The organism is Coxiella endosymbiont of Ornithodoros amblus (assembly GCF_019425495.1).
In the GTDB taxonomy this organism is placed as follows: domain Bacteria; phylum Pseudomonadota; class Gammaproteobacteria; order Coxiellales; family Coxiellaceae; genus Coxiella.
This window is the reverse complement of record NZ_VFIV01000097.1, coordinates 1-1,161: the sequence shown is the minus strand read 5'-3', so window position 1 is coordinate 1,161 and position 1,161 is coordinate 1. Positions and strand designations below refer to the sequence as shown.

Genomic DNA, 1,161 nt, shown 5'->3' with positions numbered 1-1,161 from the left:
TCGAATGTTGGAAAATGCTCCTATCTATAGTACCTATGCTTATCAAGTTGCGCTTACGATGATTCCCTTGCTATTTTTATTAGCCTTATTTATCGGAAAATTCGGTATCAAAGAGACTTTTGCTAAAAAGCAATATTAGAATCGAAGGCGATGTAAAGAGTGATAAAAATTTCTCTTCCCAGGAGGAGAGGAAAGGACCCTTCACAAGCGGCTAAGGAGCGCGAAACTTCATAGGTCTCTCTCGCTGAGAGTTTGGGCAACTATGCTACTATCTCTCCAACAAAAAAACAGTACCAATGACAACCATTTCTCAAAAATTCATTCGGAATTTTTCGATTATCGCCCACATTGATCATGGGAAATCGACGTTAGCTGATCGCTTTATTCAGCTTTGCGGAGGATTAAGCGAACGAGAAATGAAGGCTCAAGTGCTCGACTCCATGGATATAGAGCGAGAACGGGGAATTACTATCAAAGCGCAAAGCGTGACATTGAATTTTAAATCGCAGAACAGCGATTTTTATCAGCTAAACCTTATCGACACTCCCGGCCACGTTGATTTTTCTTATGAAGTTTCGCGCTCCTTAGCCGCTTGTGAAGGGTCCTTACTAGTGGTGGATGCCGCCCAAGGTGTGGAAGCGCAAACGGTTGCCACGTGCTATACCGCGATTGAGCAAGGACTCGTTGTCCTTCCAGTTTTAAATAAAATCGATTTGCCACAAGCAGATCCGGAGCGCGCTATCCAGGAAATTGAAGACGTCATAGGAATTGAGGCGCATAATGCAATTCGCGTGAGCGCCAAAGAAGGAAAAGGTGTCAAAGAATTATTGGAGCAACTGATTGTCACTATCCCATCGCCAGTGGGTTATCCTGAAGCACCTTTGCAGGCACTGATTATCGATTCCTGGTTTGACAGTTATCTTGGCGTGATTTCATTGGTTCGAGTGAAGGCGGGCACTTTGCACAAAGGGGATAAAATTCGCGTCATGTCAACAGGGAGAGATTATTACGCCGATCAAATTGGTTATTTCACTCCCAAGCGCCAGCCGTTAGAAGAATTAAGCGCGGGCGCCGTCGGTTTTGTCGTTGCGGGGATTAAAGATATTTTCGGTGCGCCCGTCGGCGATACGCTCACGCATGCCAAACAATCAGCCGGCTCGC

The 1,161-nt window shown here is 45.5% G+C and carries 2 pseudogenes; both read left to right on the top strand.

Annotated elements, in window-relative coordinates:
* Nucleotides 1-139: pseudogene (locus FIV31_RS07550) on the top strand (MFS transporter); the annotation flags it as partial.
* 123 nt (nucleotides 140-262) lie between these two features.
* Nucleotides 263-1,161 (top strand): annotated as a pseudogene (locus FIV31_RS07545) (GTP-binding protein); the annotation flags it as partial.